This is a genomic window from Rhodopseudomonas sp. RCAM05734 (genome assembly GCF_052658035.1).
This window is the reverse complement of record NZ_CP199742.1, coordinates 5617412-5634818: the sequence shown is the minus strand read 5'-3', so window position 1 is coordinate 5634818 and position 17407 is coordinate 5617412. Positions and strand designations below refer to the sequence as shown.

At 63.9% G+C, this 17407-nt stretch carries 22 protein-coding genes and 2 pseudogenes; 13 read left to right on the top strand and 11 right to left on the bottom strand.

All coding sequences use genetic code 11. The features are described from left to right. From ACUXVA_RS26915 to ACUXVA_RS26905, 3 genes are all read right to left on the bottom strand, one after another. A complete protein-coding gene (locus tag ACUXVA_RS26915) occupies positions 1 to 1653 on the bottom strand; it encodes a sulfatase-like hydrolase/transferase (protein ID WP_445489184.1) in 1653 nt (550 codons plus the stop codon). Positions 1654 to 2116: 463 nt separating this feature from the next. Next, positions 2117 to 2674: an inner membrane-spanning protein YciB gene (locus ACUXVA_RS26910; protein WP_445489183.1), complete on the bottom strand. Its 558-nt coding sequence runs from the start codon at positions 2672 to 2674 to the stop codon at positions 2117 to 2119. Positions 2675 to 2745: 71 nt separating this feature from the next. Next, positions 2746 to 3075, bottom strand: coding sequence for a hypothetical protein (locus tag ACUXVA_RS26905; protein ID WP_265082871.1), 330 nt, complete (start codon positions 3073 to 3075; stop codon positions 2746 to 2748). Positions 3076 to 3185: 110 nt separating this feature from the next. Here ACUXVA_RS26905 and ACUXVA_RS26900 point away from each other — a divergent pair, with 110 nt between their 5' ends. Then, positions 3186 to 3911, top strand: a complete 726-nt coding sequence (locus tag ACUXVA_RS26900; RefSeq protein WP_265082872.1) for a TetR/AcrR family transcriptional regulator — start codon at positions 3186 to 3188, stop codon at positions 3909 to 3911. A gap of 56 nt (positions 3912 to 3967) precedes the next feature. Here ACUXVA_RS26900 and ACUXVA_RS26895 read toward each other — a convergent pair whose 3' ends face one another. After that, positions 3968 to 4597, bottom strand: a complete 630-nt coding sequence (locus ACUXVA_RS26895; protein ID WP_413776464.1) for a hypothetical protein — start codon at positions 4595 to 4597, stop codon at positions 3968 to 3970. A 143-nt stretch (positions 4598 to 4740) separates the two neighbouring features. Between ACUXVA_RS26895 and ACUXVA_RS26890 the strand changes: the two are divergent. Continuing rightward, positions 4741 to 5361 (top strand): annotated as a pseudogene (locus ACUXVA_RS26890) (SET domain-containing protein); the annotation flags it as partial. Positions 5362 to 5363: 2 nt separating this feature from the next. On the opposite strand, the gene ACUXVA_RS26885 reads toward ACUXVA_RS26890, so the two are convergent. Then, entirely contained in the window at positions 5364 to 5762 is a 399-nt protein-coding gene (locus ACUXVA_RS26885; protein WP_265082874.1) for a hypothetical protein, read from the bottom strand. Between the two features lie 112 nt (positions 5763 to 5874). On the opposite strand from ACUXVA_RS26885, the gene ACUXVA_RS26880 reads away from it, so the two are divergent. Next, positions 5875 to 6696, top strand: a complete 822-nt coding sequence (locus ACUXVA_RS26880; RefSeq protein WP_445489179.1) for a helix-turn-helix domain-containing protein — start codon at positions 5875 to 5877, stop codon at positions 6694 to 6696. A gap of 55 nt (positions 6697 to 6751) precedes the next feature. Continuing rightward, positions 6752 to 7762, top strand: a complete 1011-nt coding sequence (locus ACUXVA_RS26875) for a c-type cytochrome (RefSeq protein ID WP_265082876.1) — start codon at positions 6752 to 6754, stop codon at positions 7760 to 7762. 17 nt (positions 7763 to 7779) lie between these two features. On the opposite strand, the gene ACUXVA_RS26870 is transcribed toward ACUXVA_RS26875, so the two are convergent. Together ACUXVA_RS26870 and ACUXVA_RS26865 are read right to left on the bottom strand one after the other, a co-directional pair. After that, positions 7780 to 9198 (bottom strand): diguanylate cyclase, encoded by a 1419-nt coding sequence (locus ACUXVA_RS26870; protein WP_445489177.1) that lies wholly within the window; start codon positions 9196 to 9198, stop codon positions 7780 to 7782. A 350-nt stretch (positions 9199 to 9548) separates the two neighbouring features. Continuing rightward, on the bottom strand, positions 9549 to 10016 hold the full coding sequence (locus ACUXVA_RS26865; RefSeq protein WP_265082879.1) for a DoxX family protein: 468 nt from the start codon (positions 10014 to 10016) through the stop codon (positions 9549 to 9551). A 210-nt stretch (positions 10017 to 10226) separates the two neighbouring features. Here ACUXVA_RS26865 and ACUXVA_RS26860 point away from each other — a divergent pair, with 210 nt between their 5' ends. Continuing rightward, complete coding sequence (locus tag ACUXVA_RS26860; RefSeq protein ID WP_265082880.1) at positions 10227 to 10892, top strand: DsbA family oxidoreductase; 666 nt, start codon at positions 10227 to 10229, stop codon at positions 10890 to 10892. Between the two features lie 24 nt (positions 10893 to 10916). Here ACUXVA_RS26860 and ACUXVA_RS26855 read toward each other — a convergent pair whose 3' ends face one another. Next, a complete protein-coding gene (locus ACUXVA_RS26855; protein ID WP_265083637.1) occupies positions 10917 to 12116 on the bottom strand; it encodes a GNAT family N-acetyltransferase in 1200 nt (399 codons plus the stop codon). Positions 12117 to 12418: 302 nt separating this feature from the next. On the opposite strand from ACUXVA_RS26855, the gene ACUXVA_RS26850 reads away from it, so the two are divergent. The 3 genes from ACUXVA_RS26850 (at position 12419) to ACUXVA_RS26840 (ending at position 14799) form a co-directional block, all read left to right on the top strand. Further along, positions 12419 to 12649, top strand: a complete 231-nt coding sequence (locus ACUXVA_RS26850) for a hypothetical protein (protein ID WP_265082881.1) — start codon at positions 12419 to 12421, stop codon at positions 12647 to 12649. A gap of 143 nt (positions 12650 to 12792) precedes the next feature. Next, positions 12793 to 14211 carry a caspase family protein gene (locus tag ACUXVA_RS26845; RefSeq protein ID WP_445489171.1) on the top strand — a complete coding sequence of 473 codons (1419 nt, stop codon included), beginning with the start codon at positions 12793 to 12795 and terminating at the stop codon, positions 14209 to 14211. A gap of 318 nt (positions 14212 to 14529) precedes the next feature. Then, the gene (locus ACUXVA_RS26840) at positions 14530 to 14799 is read left to right on the top strand and encodes a hypothetical protein (RefSeq protein ID WP_265082883.1); all 270 of its coding nucleotides are present in this window, start codon (positions 14530 to 14532) and stop codon (positions 14797 to 14799) included. Here the strand turns inward: ACUXVA_RS26840 and ACUXVA_RS26835 are convergent. Continuing rightward, positions 14796 to 14984, bottom strand: coding sequence for a hypothetical protein (locus ACUXVA_RS26835; RefSeq protein WP_445489169.1), 189 nt, complete (start codon positions 14982 to 14984; stop codon positions 14796 to 14798). The two genes, ACUXVA_RS26840 and ACUXVA_RS26835, sit on opposite strands and share 4 nt — an antisense overlap. Beyond that, positions 14974 to 15393 (bottom strand): hypothetical protein, encoded by a 420-nt coding sequence (locus ACUXVA_RS26830; protein WP_445493360.1) that lies wholly within the window; start codon positions 15391 to 15393, stop codon positions 14974 to 14976. The genes ACUXVA_RS26835 and ACUXVA_RS26830 overlap by 11 nt, the downstream gene beginning before the upstream one ends. Here ACUXVA_RS26830 and ACUXVA_RS26825 point away from each other — a divergent pair. The 4 genes from ACUXVA_RS26825 to ACUXVA_RS26810 all read left to right on the top strand — a co-directional run bounded on the left by ACUXVA_RS26825 (position 15325) and on the right by ACUXVA_RS26810 (position 16550). Then, positions 15325 to 15480, top strand: coding sequence for a hypothetical protein (locus tag ACUXVA_RS26825; protein ID WP_445493390.1), 156 nt, complete (start codon positions 15325 to 15327; stop codon positions 15478 to 15480). The genes ACUXVA_RS26830 and ACUXVA_RS26825 overlap by 69 nt on opposite strands. A 182-nt stretch (positions 15481 to 15662) precedes the next feature. Continuing rightward, complete coding sequence (locus tag ACUXVA_RS26820; RefSeq protein WP_265082886.1) at positions 15663 to 15899, top strand: hypothetical protein; 237 nt, start codon at positions 15663 to 15665, stop codon at positions 15897 to 15899. 214 nt (positions 15900 to 16113) lie between these two features. Further along, positions 16114 to 16311, top strand: coding sequence for a hypothetical protein (locus tag ACUXVA_RS26815; protein WP_265082887.1), 198 nt, complete (start codon positions 16114 to 16116; stop codon positions 16309 to 16311). Positions 16312 to 16367: 56 nt separating this feature from the next. Beyond that, positions 16368 to 16550, top strand: coding sequence for an RNA-binding protein (locus ACUXVA_RS26810; RefSeq protein WP_265082888.1), 183 nt, complete (start codon positions 16368 to 16370; stop codon positions 16548 to 16550). Here the strand turns inward: ACUXVA_RS26810 and ACUXVA_RS26805 are convergent. After that, entirely contained in the window at positions 16543 to 16833 is a 291-nt protein-coding gene (locus tag ACUXVA_RS26805; protein WP_265082889.1) for a hypothetical protein, read from the bottom strand. The two genes, ACUXVA_RS26810 and ACUXVA_RS26805, sit on opposite strands and share 8 nt — an antisense overlap. Positions 16834 to 16865: 32 nt before the next feature. On the opposite strand from ACUXVA_RS26805, the pseudogene ACUXVA_RS26800 reads away from it, so the two are divergent. After that, positions 16866 to 17282 (top strand): annotated as a pseudogene (locus ACUXVA_RS26800) (IS1 family transposase); the annotation flags it as partial. Positions 17283 to 17407 lie beyond the last annotated feature (125 nt).

Below are 17407 nucleotides of genomic sequence, written 5' to 3'. Positions count from 1 at the left end.
TCACGCGAGATCGATGATGCCGCGCGCGACCAGCGTCCGGTGAAATTGGCGTTTTCGTTCAGACGGCGACGCAAAATAGGCCTGGCCGCAATGTGCAAGCAGGCTGGCGCGCGTGGCAAAGACCTCGTCGAGCGGCAGACCCGCGTGCTGCAGGGCCACGGTTCCGAGAAAGGCGATGTCGAGGTCGGGGCCGCGGCCAGCGGCGAGGCGACCTGACCGATCGTTCAAGCTCTCGATGGCGTAGAAGGTGCGAAACTGGCGTCGCGGGTCGGCCGCTAGCCGGAGCTTTGCCTCGATCCGCCGTGTCATCACAGGCTGATGGTCGCCGTAATGGACAATCAGCATGGGGCGTTCGGGAAATCGGGCTGCCAGTTCTGTCTTGAGCTTGCTCCAGGTCGCGGCCGTTTCCGCAAGGCGGGCGTAGTACTCCGCATACTGCGTATCGGGAAGACTGGCGGTGGCGAAGGCGCGTTCGCCCTCGAATTGCCCGGGCGCGACCAGCCGGCGGCTGTGAGGGCCGTGGTTGAAGTTGGTCAGCAGATACAGAAACTGCGGCGCGGCGTCGCCTGCGATGCGCTGTGCATGCGCCGCAACGGCGGCGTCGAGAAACATCGCATCGGAGTTGGTCGTTTCGAAGCGGTCGACGTCGAACGGCGCTGGAAGATCGTCGGTGAAGATCCGTTCGCCCATGCCGATGGCGGAATAGAATTCGTCATAGTTGAGAAAGCTGCGACGGCAGCTCGATGTCAGCGTCGTCTTGTAGCCGAGTGCGGCGAGCGCATGCGGCAGGGTGTTTTTGAACCGGCCGACACCCCGCTTGAAAAGAAAATAGGCGTTCGAGCCGAAGCTCGCGCTGGAAAGGCCAGTGAGCAGGCTGAATTCGGATTGCCACGATCCGCCGCCGAAAATGTCGACGTTGAGATGTCCCGAGCGGCCAGCAGGGGGCGACAGAAATCCCTCGACAAGGGGCTCGACCGGCAGCCCGTAGATGCGGGGATCGAAGATCGACTCATGCTGGATGACGATGATGTCGGGACTATCGGGCGAACGCGCCGCGGCAGGCGGCATCAGGGGCGGCTGCTCGCTGGCGATGTCGATCAGCGCCAGCCCGCCGACCGGCCGCCAGGAAAACGGATCGAGCAGCGACGCGATGAAGGTCGAGAAGAAACAACGCGGCTGGGCTGCGATGCGCTGAAACGCGCCGGGCCCGCCGCTGATCCGATAAGTTGCCGCCAGGGCGACGAAGGCAACGGCGACGATGAGAACGCGAAGTTCGAACGACACTGGCGTCCCGGTGACGTAGAGCGAAGCCGCGCCGGCGGCGAGTACGAACCCAATGCCACCCGCGATCACCGCTGCGACCGCAAGCGGATACTGAATCACGAAGAACGGCACGGTGCCCGCAAACATCAGCGGAAAATCCGTCACGATCAATTTCAAACCGCTGTGACTATACTTGACGCGCGATGCGCCGAAGATGGCGATCGTCAGAATTGCGCTGAGCAGGATCGCACGTTCGAGGTCTGCGACAACGAGCAGGATCAGCGCCGCATTGAAGCACAGTGCCGCGATCGCAAACCCGAGATGCGCGAAGCTGCGCTCTGCCAGCCAAAGGGCGCCGACGGCGACCGCAATCGAAATGGTCAATATCATCGTAACCGATGCATCAGCATGGGATTGTTGCTCAATCTGTGACGCAATTATTACGTGGGGTCGGGCTGTTATGCCAGCCCGACCAAAGGCCCTTCCATGTCCGGGTTGGACGATCGAGATCGGGGCGTAACTGCCTGTCCTTGAACTGTTGCGATGTGATGGGGCGACGGTGGCTTGTCATTCACCGATCGAGGTCGCCCGAGCGAAGGTTCCGGGACTCGATTCTGCCGGGACTCGCAAGGGTGACTGCGAAAAAGAAAAGCGGTGACGGCCGCGCGCATCCTGTTCAACTGGGGCACTCGAGATCCCTGCGATTCGAAAGCCGCTCACAATGACCCATGCTCTGAGGATAAATGCGATGCTGGTGGCGCTGCTGGCCACGGCAAGCGCAATCAACGGAATCATCTTCTACAATTTTCTCTGACGCCGAATCGCCTGCGCTGACGGCGGTAGGTGAGAGCAATCAGGCGCGTGTTGCGGCAGCCCGCAGGCGGCGCGCAATGATGACGCGGAATACGACGTACTGGATGGCGAAGGCGACGATCTTGGCGCCGATGGCAACCACTGAAATATAGAACGCCCACAGCTTGATGTCCCCGGTCATCGCGATTGCGATGTTGCCGATGCCGAGCGCAAACATCAGCGCGGCCCAGGCGTAGCCGGCCGCGTTGGCGTATTCGGGAATGTTGTCGGTGACGATCGGCGGCAGATAGCGCAGCATCCAGCCGCGCTGCAACATCACCAGACCGACGGCGAAATGCCCGATGCTCGGCTTCATCAGCACGAAGCGCGGATCGCTGGTCAGAAGTGTTGCGCAGCCCAGCACGACGACCACGGCCAGGATCGCATAAGTCATAAATTCGAGCTTTTTGCCGGTGAGGCGGGCATGAACGAACTGCGCGATGCTGCCCGCGATGGCCACGCCTGTCGCGATCAGCACGTCGCCGGTGACGGCATAGACGGCCAGGAACACGATAGCCGAAAAGAAATCGACAAAGAGCTGGCGGAGGACGTTGGCCATCTGCGGTCCTTCGGACGCTTTGTTCGTCGAGTGAAGCGTAGTGATCAGGACGATTGTCGGCAACCGTAACGTCAGATTGCAAGCGCCTTCTGGCAGGCGCAATGCTGCGTGGTACAGCTGACGGAGGTGGGTGACCACTGCGACGCGGCGGCGGTTTCGCCGGCCAGAGTCGCACCGGTCAGGGCGACCACAACGGTCAGGCTCGCGAGGCTTGCCGTCCACCCGACCACGCCAGGCCGGTTCTGTGCGGTCATGGCGAGAACAAATTGCACGATGGCGCCGGTGACGGCGATACCTGCCGCAACCACAACGTCGCCGGCCACGGCGAAGGCCGCGAAGAAGGCGAGGGTTGAAACGAAGCCGGTCGTCAGTTTGCGGATGAGGTTCAGGAGCAAGGTCATGGCAGTTTCCGCCGAGTTATCTTTACAATGTAAAGATACACTAGAACGGCGTCCCGGGTGCCGTCAAGCAAAATCTTTACAGTGTCTAGATGGCGCCTTATAAGGGATCTATGACCTCCGGACCGACCACCCGCCGCACAGCTCCTGCAAAGCCCCGTTCAGCGAGGAAAGCAGCGCCGACACGAGGTGGTGGGTCGGCCGGCGCGACCAATCCGCCTGCTGCGGGCGACAGCTACCACCACGGCGATCTGCCGGAGGCGTTGCTGAAAGCAGCCGAGATCGTGCTCGAACGCGACGGCCTGCAAGGCTTGACGCTGCGCGCCGTGGCCCGCGAGGCGGGCGTGTCGCACGCTGCTCCGACTCATCATTTCGGCGATCTCAGCGGGCTGGTCAGCGAACTCGCGGCCATCGGCTTTCGCAGTTTCAACGCCGCCATGGTGGCCGCCGGCGCCACCGGCGCGACGCCGCTGCAAAGCGCGCTGGCGCGTGCCAAGGCCTATCTCGCTTATGCCCGCGAACATCGCGGCATGTATCTGCTGATGTTCCGTACCGAACGGCTCGACATGACCCGTCCTGCGCTCCGCGAGGCCGCCAATGCATCGTTCGCGGGACTGGCCAGCGTGGTCGGCGCACGGCGCGACGATCATATCGATGCGGAGGCGCTGACCATCGAGCAGGCGGCGCAGATTGCCCGCGCCTGGTCGCTGGTCCACGGCTACACCATGCTGGCCCTCGACGGTCGATTGACCGACATCCTGAGCCGGCTGCCGGAGGGGACCGACGCCGAGGCCCTGTTCGTCGAGATGCTCAAGATCACCGTGGTCAAGCCGGATTGAGATCAGGGCCGAGCGCGACCTCCGCGCAACCGTTCCCGGACCGGAACTGACCGGCATTAGCGGGGCATCGCCAGTTCGATGGCACGGCCGCGGCTGCCGAGCACGGCAACCCTGTCCTTGCGGCAATCGAACTTCTTGGCGCCCTCGTCGGCGGCCTTGCGTGCCAAATCGTTGGCATCGGGATTGGCCGTCACGTCCACATAGGCGACATGGCAGGCGGCGCCGGGCGGCAGCCGCGTCACCACCAGCATCTGCTTGGTCTGCGGCCGGCCGTTCTTGTCCGGATCGTTATTATCGGCGATGTGCCAGCGCAGGATCATGGCGAATGGCTTGCCCTTGGCGTTGAGGCGCCATTCGACGGTGTCGGTGGTCGAGTTGAACGGCCCGAAGCCTTGTCCGGCGGCAGGCTCCAGCCCCGCAGCCTTGGCGGTGCGGCCGACCGAGACGGTCTCGCGCATATCGTCTTCCTGCTTCAGCACCACCAGGCCCTTGGGGCCCGCACAGACCCGTTCGGATGCGTAGTCATCGTCGTCGACCTTGAACGCCGCGATCTTGCGGCAGTCTTTCTCCGATGCCGAGCTATAGGCGCTGCTGAAGGTCTGGGCCTGCGCACAGACCCCGCCGAACATGGCGATGGCCACGCCGAGCAGGGCGGCAGATCGGGGCAGGCCGGGCAGCAGTGACATAGGCAGTAATCCCTTGGGAATATGCCCCTTTGACGGTCACAAGCTGGGGAAGGTTCACCGGAGCGGCTGACATGGGAGGCGGAATCGCTCTAAAACCATGCGTCATCGTCCCCTTGTCCCCAGCAGCGTCAGTCCTGTCCATCATGCCCGTCCTTTCAAGCAAGCCCTACCGCGTCGGTCGCTCCAGGACTGGCCTCGGCCTGTTCGCCACCCAGCCGATCAAGAAGGGCAGCAAGATCATCCGCTATTTCGGTCCGATGCTCGACTGCAACAAGAAGAAGGACGATGCGGTCGAGAACAAGTATCTGTTCCAGATCACCAAGCGCTGGACCGTCGATGGCTCCGTGCGCAAGAACATCGCGCGCTACATCAATCACGCCTGCAAGCCGAATGCGGAATCCGACGTCAATACGCGGAAACTCAAGATCACCATTCGGGCGATCAAGAACATCGAGCCGGGCGAGGAAATCAACTACGATTACGGCACTGAATACTTCAAGGAATACCTGAAGCCGATCGGCTGCAAGTGCGATTCCTGCGAGAAGAAGCGCAAGAAGAAGCGCGCCGAGGCCCGCGCCGAAAAGCTGGCATTGAAGGTCAAGGCTGAGAAGAAGGCAGCCCGGCAGGCGGACAAGACCAAGCTGAACGGCGCGGCTAAAAAGCTCGCCAATGGCCACGCCGTGAAGGCGAAGGCCGGAAAGAAGAAGGCCGCCGCGGCAACCGCGACGGCCAAGGCCAAGAAGGCAGGCAAGGCCCGCGCCGCAGCTTAGGCGTTTTGCGCGCTGCCGCTGCGCCGCAGTCCGAGATACTGCAGTTCGGCGAATACCCCGACCGCGGCGGCCTGCAGGGCGATAAAGGCCTTGCCGAGCAAAGTCGGCGTCACCGCGCCGCTGAACAGCAGCGCAATGCTGCCGAGCGTCCACAGCGCGTTGCCGATAATGATCAGCAGCACCAGGGCCTGCGGCAGGGTAGCCCGGCTGCCGAGCCAGCCGACCAGCGCGGCATAGCCGATCAGGAACAGCCCGGACTCCAGCAGCAGCGGCTCGGGCAGGCCGAACAGCGGCGCCAGCATGCTTGCGCCGAAGGTCAGCAGCAGCGCCATGGCGCCGCTCGCGGCGGCGTCGGCCTGGAGTGCGAGACGAAGCATAGGGGAGGGGATGATCATCGGGGTCTCCTTCGGTTGAGCGTTGACGCTCCAAAGATGATCCGGCCGTGGCGGCAAATCGATTACCTGCGGGGTCATGGAAGCTGCGAAAATCGCGTGCTAATTTTTGGCCATGACAACGCCATTCGCCACCGCCGCATCGGCCACCCGCCCCGCCCGCATCGGCGAGCACTTGCGCGCCTGGCGGCAGCGCCGCCGGCTCAGCCAGCTCGATCTGGCCGGCGATGCCGAGATCTCCACCCGCCACCTTAGCTTCGTCGAGACCGGCCGGGCCGCACCGTCGCGCGACATGGTGCTGCGGCTCGCCGAGCGGCTTGAGGTGCCCTTGCGCGAGCGCAACGTGCTGCTGGTCGCAGCGGGCTTTGCGCCCGCGTTTCCGCAGCGCGCGCTGGACGATCCGGCGCTGCGGGCCGCGCGGCAGGCGATCGATCTGGTATTGAAGGCGCACGAGCCGAATCCGGCGCTGGCGATCGACCGGCACTGGAATCTGGTGTCGGCCAACCGCATGGTGATGCCGCTGCTGGAGGGCATCGCGCCGCGCCTGTTGGGGCAGCCGCTCAACGTGCTGCGGCTCAGCTTTCATCCGGAGGCGCTGGCGTCGCGCACCGTCAATCTCGGCGACTGGTGCGCGCATCTGCTGGAGCGGCTGCACCGCCAGTGCGAGGCCACCGCGGATCCCGAACTGATCCGGCTGCACCAGGAGTTGAAAGCCTATCCGGTGCCGGCGCGCCGCGGGCCGGTGGCCGCCGACACGGTGGCGGTGCCGTTCATCATGCGGCTCGGCGACGACGTACTCAGCTTCATTTCCACCACCATGATGTTCGGCACGCCGCTCGATATCACCCTGTCGGAGATTGCGGTGGAGACGTTCTTTCCGGCGGACGCCTCGACTGCAGATCGACTGCGGGCGATGGCCGCCGCCCTCGACGGCTGATTGACAGCGCCGGGCATGGATGGTCCATGATGCAGCTCCTCCAACCGGGCTGCCGATGCCGTCATTTCCTGCCAAGTCTCATCGTGTTTCGCTTGCCCTCGCAGCGATCGCCGCCTGCCTGTTCGGCGCCGGAATGGCCCGCGCGCAAAATGCGCCGCCGCTGATCTGGACCGCACCGGAAGTCGGCGCCTTGCCGGATGACGACAACGGGCGGCTGGTGCGTCGCGGCCGCGATCTGGTCACCGCGACCTACGCCCATATCGGACCCGAGGTCTCCGATCCCGCCAAGCGCTACGCCGGCAACAATCTCGCCTGCAGCAATTGCCATCTGCAGGCCGGCACCAAGAAGTTCGGTCTGCCGATCTTCGGCCTGTTCGAACTGTTTCCGCAATACAGCGCGCGGCTCGGCGCAGAGATCACCATCGAGGATCGCGTCAACTCCTGCATGCTGCGCAGCATGAACGGGCGCGCTTTGCCGAATGACAGCGCGGAGATGCAGGCCTTCGTCGCCTATATCCGCTTTCTCTCCACCGGTGTGCCGGCCGGAAAAATCCTGCCGGGGCTGGGCGTCGGGTCGATCTCGGAGCTGAAGGGCGCTGCCGATCCGGTGCGCGGCAATGCGCTCTATGTCGAGAAATGCCAGTCGTGCCACAACACCGACGGCTCCGGGATCCGCCGCAGCCTGCCGACCACCGATCTCGGCTACATGATGCCGCCGCTGTGGGGACCGGACAGTTTCAACAACGGCGCCGGCATGGCGCGGCTGATCACCGCGGCAAACTTCCTGCACTCCAACATGCCGCACGGCGCCGACTATCTGAATCCGCGGCTGACCGGCGAACAGGCCTGGGATCTCGCCGCCTACATGATCTCGCAGCCGCGCCCGGTGAAGTCCGGGCTCGACAAGGATTTCCCCGACCTGTCGAAGAAGCCGGTGGATGCGCCTTACGGACCCTATGCGGACGGGTTCAGCGAAAGGCAGCACACCTACGGCCCGTTTGGGCCGATCCGCAAAGCACTCGCCAAATTAAAGGCGAAGCAGCCGACCGCGGTGCCGCGCCCGTAACACAAGGGCGGCAACGCCTATTGACTTTGCAGCGCCGGTTCGGCGGTCACTTCGGCGACGGGGGCTTCGTGTCGATCGTACCGGCACACCCGATTGCGACCTTGGACCTTCGCCGCATAAAGCAGGTGGTCGGCTGCGGCGATCATACCCTCCACGCCACCGGCGGACATGTCGGCGGTGACGCCGAAGCTCATGGTGACGGCCAGATCGGGGTGGATAGTCCGCCAGGAATGGGAAGCGATGTCGTTCCGCAGCCGCTCGCAACAGTCCACGGCAGCGTCGATGGTGCTTTCGGGGAAGGCAAAGGCAAATTCCTCGCCGCCATAGCGCGCAACGATGTCCGACGAACGGATATGCCGGCACAACAACATCCCGACCTCGCGCAGCACGGCGTCGCCCGTGGCGTGTGAAAACCCGTCGTTGATGCGCTTGAAGTGATCGATATCGGCGAGGACGATCACGAAGGGATGGCCATATCTTTGCGACTGGTCATACATCGCCTGCGCTACGTCGTCGAAGTGACGACGGTTGTGCAGTCCGGTAAGCGAGTCGCGAATAGCCATTTCGGCAAGCTGTTCGGCCTGCCGGCTGATCGTGAGATGCGATTCCAGCAGCTTGCGGTGGCTTGCGGCGAGGTCGCGGCTCATGGCGTTGAAGGCGTGCGCCAGAACACCGACTTCGTCGCGTGACGTAATGTTGACCTGCTGATCCAGGGTCCCGTTCTGCATGGCATTGACCGCACAAGTCAGTTGGCGCAGCGACTTGCTCATACCGTTGCCTATAAGCAATCCGAGACCGATGGCCATCAGCGCCGCCGCTGCCATACCCCATGAATTGGCATCCCAAACTGCGGCGATATAGGAGCGATCCGCGGGGGAGAAATTCATGATTCCTAGCGGCGAGGCGAAGGCGACGATCTTGCCTCCGACGACGACCGGGATCGACCGTCGTTGTTCCTCAGGCAATATGGCGCGCCCGGGTTCGTGCTGCGTGCTCAGGACGCGCCCCGCCAGATCGAACAGGATGAACCGGAAAGGAGGCTCGCCGCGATTGACAGGGGTCTGACCGGGCGGACCGGCCGGCAAGGCGTCGGCACTTGTCGCCGACCACGGTGGAATGGCCGCCGCCTCGGCCGGTCCGCCAGAATCGATGGCGTAGCGGTGAGCGGGTTCAGGATCGATCGGGCGCGATTGCCGCATCATCGCCAGGCGTCGCTGCGAGAAGTGGCGGAACGTCTCCACCTTCTGCCCCTCGTCCCAGGAGCCGTAGGTGAGCCAATAGGATGCCACATCGCGACGGAAGTTCTGCGCGGCACGCGTCAGCACGATGTTCTCAAACTTTTCCATCAAGCGCTGATGCGCAACCAAGCCGACCAAGGCCACCGAGGCGAGGCTGGTCACGAGCAGCGCGACGATGAATTTGATACGCACCGACATAGCGATGGACCCCTGCAGTCAAGGCTGTCTGTGGCGTAGCCGTGTCGCGGCCGGGCGAATCAGGTTGTGTTGGAACGTCAGGATTCTCTGGAGATAGTAAGCGGTATTTTGATATCGGTCGCCAGCTAGCAAATCAAGCGGATCACGGCCCGCGCCGCATCCATCTCCAAGCTTGGTATCAAAAATGGATAGCAGGAGGTGTCGTGCTTTGACGGCATCGTGCCGAGCGTCAGGTCGGCATCTGCGACCGGGCTAGCGCCGTCTGCTGAGGTCGCTTGGCTACGTAAAAATGCCCGGCGGTCGCTGGCGACCGCCGGGCATGTTTCGTCTATTCTTGGCCTGTGCGGGATTCAGGCTAGCTTGACGGCACCGTCGGCGCGCGCCGGGACCGCCTGCTTCAGTTTCTCTTTCCATGCCTCGATGGCGACAACCAGTGAAGCGATTGCCCAGAACACCGGATATTCATAGCCCCCGGTATTCCAGGTCCAGCCGAAGCCCTTCACAACCTGTAGCGCATAGACGGCGAACAGCAGCAGTGCGACAGCACCCAGCGCGACGAAGCGTGTGCAGATGCCGAGCACCAGCGCCACCCCCGCGGCTGTTTCGGCGGCGGCGGCGATCAGCACCCAGACCTCCGGCGGATGAAAGCCCGCCTTGGCGAAGAAGCCGGCAGTCCCTGCGGACACCGCGCCCGCCGCGAATTTTCCGGCGACATGTGGGAATAGAAATGCACCGCAAATGATGCGGAGAATGTTCAGCCCCTTTGTCAGGTCGAAGTTTTCAGCCTTGATGCGAAAGTCATCACCAGTAAGCCACATAGTCTCAAGCCCCTTTTTATTCAGTCATATGGTCATATCTTCTGGTTCGTGACGGGCTTTGCGTCAGATCAAGTTGTGCGTGGGCGGTTCTCAAAAAGTGCGTGTTCGATTGCTGTGCCGGAGCGGCGATCCGGGTTGTGATCTGGACTGGCCTGCCTTGCCGGCCTGCTGCGCTTCACTTATGTTTTGGCCAACAGAGAGGACCCGCTGATGAGCACGACCAAGCCGCTCCAGATCGACATCGTTTCCGACGTGGTCTGTCCATGGTGCTACATCGGCAAGCGTCGCATCGAGAATGCGCTGGCACTGACGCCCGATGTTCCGGTCGAGGTGAACTGGCGGCCGTTTTTTCTCAATCCGTGGATTCCGCGTGAGGGCATCGATCGCTCCACCTACCTTGAAACCAAGTTCGGTTCGGTCGAGGCCTACAAGGGCATCGCGGGACGCGTGGTTGCTGCCGCCGATGAAGAGGGACTGAGCTATCGGCCGGATTCGGTAAAGCGCCAGCCCAACACCATCGATTGCCACCGCCTGATCCACTGGGCCGAGGCGTCGGGAAAATCCGCCGCGGTGAAGCAGCGGCTGATGGAACTGTATTTTCGCGATGGCGGCGATCTCACCCAGTCCGAGACGCTGGTCCAGGCGGCAGCGGATTGCGGCCTCGATGGCGAGGCGGTGCGCCGGCGGCTTGCCACCGACGAGGACGTGACGCTGATCTCGGAGCAGGCCAAGGAGGCGTCCGACAAGGGCATCTCCGGCGTGCCGACCTTCGTGCTCGCGGGGAAGTATGCGATCTCCGGCGCGCAACCCGCCGATCAGCTCGCCCGTGCCATCCGGCAGGTATCGGCCGAGGTTAATGCGCAGGCCGCGGAGTAAGGCGGCCGACGGCCCGCACTGGCTTCAGCGCATTCTGTGCAGAACTTTCCGGAATGCATGAAGGCCGCCGCGCAGCGCTCCCCGGCATAGAAGGCGCGCTGCCAGCGCGGCATGAACAAGCTCGACCTGCAGATCGCGCCGGCGCAACGGAAGCAGCACATCGCCGATGGACAGCCGGTCGCGCCAGATCGGATCGATCATCGGATGGCCGGCATTGGCGGTGGAGTCGGCCGTTCGGATGGAGGGGTCCGCGCAGAGGTGGCGGGTCAGGTCGAGTGTCAGTTGGACGCCCGGTGACAGTTTGGCGAAGCGTTCGTCGATACCGATCTTGAAATAGAACGCGCGGTCCTGGTGTCGCAGCACGATCGCGCCGGCGACAGGCGTCGCGCCGGCGCGCAGGATAACGATCTCGCACCGATCGTGCGCGGCCAGCGCCGCGGTCGCGCGGCGGATGAAGGCGGCGTCGCCCTCATCCTGGCGCAGCGCGGTGCCACGCTTGGCCTTCCAGCCGCTCGCCTCCAGCTCCAGGAACACTTCCAGCTCGGTGCTGACGTCGGCCGGCGTTCGCGCCACCCTGAAGGTCACGTCGCCATGTTCGGCCAGACGGTTGCGCAGCCGCCGCAGTTCCTTCAGCTTCTTGGTGCCGAGCGCGTCGCGCAGCAGGTCGTCGGCGTCGCGCGTCGCATCGAGACAAGCGCGGGCGTGGGACTGCAGCACGCGCGGTGCGAGGCCCTGCTGTCGCAGCACTTCGGTGAATGCCTGCATGGCCGGGCCGTCGAGCGACATGTTGCGCAGCACCAGCGCGTGCGCGCCGGCGGTGCGGGCCCGCTGCAGCAAACCGGAGATGGCCTCAGTCGCGATGTCGCGGTCGATCGGCGGCGTGCCCAGCGTGCCATAGGGATCGGCGCTCACCAGTGCCTGGAGGGGCAGCCTGTAGGCGTCCCAAGCCGAGACGACCGGCAACAGGCCGGACAGGCGCGGCGCGGTGTCGTGACCGGTGTCAGCGGCGTGGCTCCAGGCGGTCAGGACGTGTACGCCGGTGCGCCCGCGCGCCGAGGCGTTCACCGCCAGCTCCCAGTCGGGAAGGTAGTATCCATTCGGCTCGATCGCGCGCGCGGCGAGGACACGCCATGGTTCGGGGGCGATCGCCGTCAGCAGCGGCAAAGGCGCGCGACGACCCTGTGCGGCGGTCGAATCGACCGCATCGCTCAGGGAGCCATCCATTTCAGCACGATTTCCGGCCTTCACCACGTCTCAACCGCTGTTCGCGATACCTGTCGCCATTTGGGCTGGCATCGCCGCATTTGTCACATGGTACCCTGAATCCGGATCTGGACGGACGAAATGACGCCATCATTCCGGCGAAGGCGGCGGCATATTTAACGGCCTGTGAAGTCCGCGGACGGCCGGCGACCGTGTGTTTGTGGAGCGATACAGCCGGGCCGGCAAGTGAGCGTCGCCGCGGTTGAGGTCGCGCCGCCGTGTTTTTTCGGTTACCAGATGATCCGCACACCGGAGAATGAGCGATGAAAAGTCGAATACTGCTCGCCGTCGCAGCCATCCTGCTGGCGACCCCGGCCGCGGCGCAGATGGGGGGCAAGCGCAATCAAGGCGCCGAAGGTGCGAAGGCGCCGCAGGGGCCCAAGATCGACGAAAAGGCCTACAAGGCAGCGCTCGAACGCATCCCGGATCCGAAAGAGAAGTACGATCCCTGGGGCGGCGTCGCGCCGGCCGCGCCCGCCAAAAAGAACAAGTGAATCTCCGCTCGCCCTGAACCTTGCGGGCGATCGCGACGACCCATCGCAAGCGGCGGCATGTCGCGGCACTGCACGACTGCGGCGATCACGCCGGATCGCCTGTGGGCCGCGGCGGGGAATGGCGCCGGAAGAGGGGATGTCCGATGCGCCGTGCCTTGCTGTGCAACTTGGTCGCCGCCGCCTGCGTCATGCTCGGCGCCCACGGCGCTCTGGCCGAGAACCGCATCGCGCTAGTGATCGGGCAGTCGGCCTACCGGACCGTGACGCCGCTGCCGAACCCTGCCAACGACGCCAAAGCGATCGCCCAGCTGCTCGGCGACGCCGGTTTCGAGGTGCAGTCCGCATCCGATCTCACGCAGAACGCGTTGCGCGACGCGGTCGGCGCCTTCGCCGCGACCCTGGCAACCAAGGGGCCCGATACGGTCGCGCTGGTGTTCTACGCCGGCCACGGCCTGCAGATCGACGGTGAGAACTATCTGGTGCCCGTCGACATCGACCCGAAGCGCGAGACCGATATTCCGCTGCAAGCGGTGCGCCTCAACGACGTGCTCAACACGCTGACCGCGGTGCCGAGCAAGAGCCGCATCATCCTGCTCGATGCGTGCCGCAACAATCCGTTTCCCGATATCAACAAGACCGCCGGCCGCGGTCTGGCGCTGGTCGATGCCAGGATCGGTGCGGCTGGTACGCTGCTGTCGTTCTCGACATCGCCGGGCGCGGCGGCCGAGGATGGCAACGGCGGCAACAGTCCCTATACGACGGCGCTGCTGATCGCGGGACGCGAACCCGGCCTGCCGATCGAAGAGGCCTTGAAGCGGGTCCGGCTGTCGGTCAACCACGCCACCGAGGGACGGCAGACGCCGTGGGAGAGTTCTTCGCTGGTGGACGATTTCAGCCTGTTCGGTGCCGCCGCCGGCGCCGCGAAAATCTCCGTCGCAAGGCGCAGCGTCGAGCAATGGCGGCAGGAGTTGAAGGGCAAGCCGGTCGAGGCCGCCAACGACCTGATCGTCTCCGACGGCAGCGACGAAGCCTATGAGGCCTTTGTCGGCCTGTATGCGCAGCCGCCGTTCAGCCAGCAGGCGCGCGAATGGCTGGACCGCCATCGCCGCATGGTGGCGTGGAACAATGCGGTGATCGCCAACTCCGCGGCCGGCTACCGTGAATTTCTGAAGCTGTTTCCCGACAGCGATCTCACCGTCACCGCGCGCAAGCTGGAAGATCGCCTGCGCAACCGGCCCGACCCGCTCGGTGCAGCGTCGTCCGCGCCGGCGCAACCCACCAACGTGGCGCTGGCGGCGCCGACCTGCCCGTGCGGCGCGCCGAAGAAGGCCGATCTGCCGCCGAAGAAGCGCGCCGAGACCGATCCGCCGAAGCGGGTCACCGATCGCTCGCCACCGCGACGGATGCGCGCGCCGGACGACGAGGAAGACATCGTGATCGTCCGTCGCCCGCCGCCGCCCTATGACGGACCGATGCCGGGTCTGTCGGTCGGCGGTGCGATCGGCGGTGGCTATGGCGGAACTGGCCGCGGTCACGGCAGCCCAGGGCGCGGGCGCTACTGAGCGCGGGAGTGTGCCGGCCTGAAAACGCCTTTGTCGCGCTCCTATGATGCGCGCTCATCGGAAGGCGTATGCGATGGTCAGATGTTTGCGGATCGTTTTCAGCATCGTTGCGCTCGGCGTAGCGCTGTCCGGCTGCACCAGATATGGCCCGATCTGGGATGACTGGTTGCAGCCGTCGCAATCCTGCAGGTCGGACCATCTCTGAGCGCCCCTTCCAGCAACGGCGCGACACAGTTCGTTCTGCGCCTTTTGCGCTGGAGGTTGGCGTCACCGGAGCTGCGATGGTATAGACCGCGCATGTTTCCATGGAGCATCCGTATGAAAGTTCTTCGCGCCGCAGCGCTGCTCGCCCTCCTGGCTGTTCCAGCCTATGCCCAGTCTCCCACGGTCAACCTGATGCCTGAGGTCAAGACCAGGAGCCCCGAGGAGAAGGAACAGGACGCGATTGCCGACAAGGCCTATCGCGAGTCGCTCCGGAAGATTCCCGACGCCAAGGCGGCGGCCGACCCGTGGGGAACGGTGCGCAACGACGCGCCGAAGGCGACCGTCGCGAAACCGCGCACCAGGACCGGCAACAACGCGAACTAGCCGGTCGCGATCTCGTCGGCCGGTCTGGGCCGGTAGCGACGCGGAAATTCTTCCGGCCAGGGCAGGGCGGCCTGCCCGGCCAGCGCATCGAGCAGCACGCGGGCCGCGTCCCCGTAGCTGGCGCCCGACGGCAACGCCATGGCGTGGGCCCATGCCACCGGCATCTCGTCCTGTTCACGATACACGGCGAGCGCTGGGCTCCACCACCACGCGGCCGCCGGCGAGCGGTCGTCGGCGTCGACGACGAGCCATTTGGCGTAATCCCGGACGGTGCGTTCGAACTCGAATTTGACGGCGGGATGGATCATCGGCGTCCCCGGGTCGGATGGTGCGGCCGCCAAACGGAGCGGTCGCGCGGCCACAGGCTGGCCGCAAAGTCCGCCTGACGCAAGCTATCCGCCAGGAGGCAATGCTGTGCAGTCCGGACAGGCGACCGGCGTTTAGCTGAACAGGCCGGCCAGCGGCACTTCGAACAGTCTGCCCGGCGTCCTCATCCTCGACCACGATGGTGCCGGAGGTGAGCGCGTGATTGTCGCGCAAATTGCTCGCCAGCGTTCTTGCGTGCTGCTGGGCTGCCTTGGCGTCTTCGAGGATGGTGCCGACGTCGTCGAGCACGACGCTTCCGGCGACAATGTGAAAGTAAAAGCGGGGCACGGAAAATCGTCACTCAGGCGAGAGTAAAATTGTTCTCATCACCGGAAGTTGCCATGAATCGGACGATGATACCGCAAACCTATGTCCAAGGTTCCCGTTCGTCGATAAAAATGTTTCAGAATGAAACAGCTCGGCGATGCCCCGCCGTCGGAATGGAGGTATCGCCGGGCAGTGCGGTTGAACTGACCTCGCCGCCGCGCGAACCTCGTATGCGCTCGGTGGTCCGGCTGGTGATGGTCAACTGGGCGCTGGGCATGGCCGCCGGCGTGTTGTGCGCGACCCTGATCCTGGCCATCGACCTCGCCGGCCTGCGCGCGCTGCTGCTGCGCGCCGACGACCGCTGGATCGGGCTGCTGCTGCTCTATGGCAGCTTCGCCTTCAGCTTCGGCGGGTTGGTGGCGGCTACTGCGGTCATGACGATTTCGGACCGGTCGCCGTCGCGCTGACGGCGCGGTTCGCGCCAATGCGTGTCTGCCCTGTCGTCAATGCGTCGCCCTGCGATCGCCGGAAAATCGGGCGACGGTTTCCGACGGAAGCCTGCGGCTGGGCCACGCCGAAATTGGTAGTGTCTCAGTTTGAAAATAATCCGTCTTGACGCTCGGTTTCGCCGCTCCCGCCACCGTGTTATGCTTAGCGGAAAGCAGAAGGGAACCCGAGTACATGTTTACGGTCGAGATCTACGCACCCGGAGAAATCGTGTCGGCAAGACACCCGCTTGAGGCGACCAACCTGCGTGACGCCAAGCTGGAGATGTATTCTTGGCTGGCGCTCATCGGGACAGCCGAGAATGCGACCAATTACCGGCTGCTAAATGGAGACGATATTCTGATCGATAAATCGTTAGCGGAGCCGTTTTGATGCCCCGAGGTCCTAAAGGCGAAAAGCGCCCCGCCGACGCAATCGGCAACGCCATCATGATTGCCCGGATAGCCACCGGGGAGATCAACGAAACGGCAACCACCGACGACGGGAAGAACGCCGCCGCCGTGGCGCTGGGGCGCATGGGCGGCAAGGCGCGGGCCGCCGGGATGACGGCGGAGAAACGTTCAGATATTGCGAAGAAAGCGGCTGCGAAGCGTTGGAGCAAGACTAGCTGATTTTAATATTTAGTGTCGCACAGATTTGCTCACGCCCGTCCACGTTGACTCGCAACTCGGCGATACCAGACTCCGTTATCGGAAGAGGGGCCGCGACTCCCTTAAAAATTATGCCTACGAGCGGCAAATTATTTGAAAAAGAGTCCTTGAATGCCTTTTCAATTGCCTCCGTCCCTAAAGAGCTAAGCTTGAGCGCTTCCTGACCGGGAATTACTACTTCGGCTGCCACTTGACGCGGAACGGCGCCGTTGGCCTCAAGATTCAAGCGGATGTAAAATCCCATCTTTGGGAACAGAAGTTTCCCCGCCTCTGCAGTCGCAGCGGGTGCAGTGCGATGAAATCTGGAGCTTCTGCTACGCCAAGAACAAGAACGTGAAGGGTGCCAAGGCTGCCCCGGACGGTGCCGGCGATCTCTGGACCTGGACCGCATTGGATGCCGATAGCAAGCTCATGATCTCATGGACGGTTGGCAACCGGGACGCGGACTCGGCGTTCGAATTGATGGAAGATCTGCGGGACCGCGTTAAGACCCGCATGCAGCTCACCACGGATGGGTGGCGCTCCTACATCGATGCCGTTGGGCAGACGTTCGGCCCCTATATCGACTATGCCCAGCTTGTGAAGATTTACGGCCCCTCGCACGGGAAGGGCGATGAACGCCGCTACAGCCCCGCCGAGTGCGTTGGCGCAAAGAAGGTGCCGATGGAAGGCGCCCCCGACTTGAAGCATGTCAGGCCACTGCCATTTTCAAACTAGGCCACTGAGGCCGGAAACAGGCCAGTACCGAAATTATTTCGAGAACATATTGCGAACAGAGAACGAATGGGGTACATTGGTTCCAACAGATCAGAAGATGC